The organism is Actinoplanes rectilineatus (assembly GCF_000962825.1).
GTDB lineage: Bacteria > Actinomycetota > Actinomycetes > Mycobacteriales > Micromonosporaceae > Actinoplanes > Actinoplanes rectilineatus.
The window spans coordinates 1-673 of the sequence record NZ_JZKF01000226.1 but is presented as its reverse complement, the minus strand read 5'-3'; the positions used below and the strand labels follow the sequence as shown (position 1 = coordinate 673).

General features: G+C 71.6%; 1 protein-coding gene. It reads right to left on the bottom strand.

Annotated elements, in window-relative coordinates; all coding sequences use genetic code 11:
- A partial coding sequence (locus tag WH85_RS46220; protein ID WP_045748593.1) for a hypothetical protein occupies nucleotides 1–571 on the bottom strand: 571 nt, incomplete at its 3' end.
- Between the last annotated feature and the right edge of the window lie 102 nt (nucleotides 572–673).

The following is a 673-nucleotide window of genomic DNA, read 5'->3' as shown; positions in this document are numbered from 1 at the left end:
CGTGCAGCTTCATGGTGGCCCGCACCCGGGCGGTCCGGGTCCGGCCGGTTTCGCTGCCCTGGATGTCGGCCTTGATCTCGGCCGGGCGGCCGTCGTCGTCGAGCGTCACGGTCACGTCGGCGAAGCCCTCCTCGAAGTCCTCGAACGCCCCGAAGTCCAGTCCGAGGTGTTCGCAGGAGCCCGGCCCGGTGATGGCCGTCTCGCAGGAGAAGTCGAACGGTTCGCCGGAGCCGTAGACCGTCCGCGCGTAGTCGCTGTCCGCGGTGGGCAGGTAGGTCGCCGGGTCGAGGAACCCCACGTCGACCGTCGACGGGTCGCGGCTGACCGAGGTGGAGCCCGGGTCGCGGCGCGGCGATGCGGTCCAGGTCGCCGGGACGGCCTGGTCGGTTCGCACGTACACCTGGTCGGCCGTCGCGATCACCTGCTGCGGGGTGCCCGCTTCGGGTGGCGAGACGAGCTCCATCGCCAGGTCCAGCTGGTGCCCGTCCGGAACGCCCACGCCCGTGCCGACGTACGTCCGGGCGGATGTCCGGCCCGCCAGGGTGGCGCTCATGGTCACCGTGAAGTCCACTGTTTGACATCCTCGCCGCCCTAAAGGACGGCGATTCCAGCCACGCTGCGCGTGGCACGCGCGGCGTTCTGGCGGGTTACCGCTTCACTGCGCGGTGCCGGG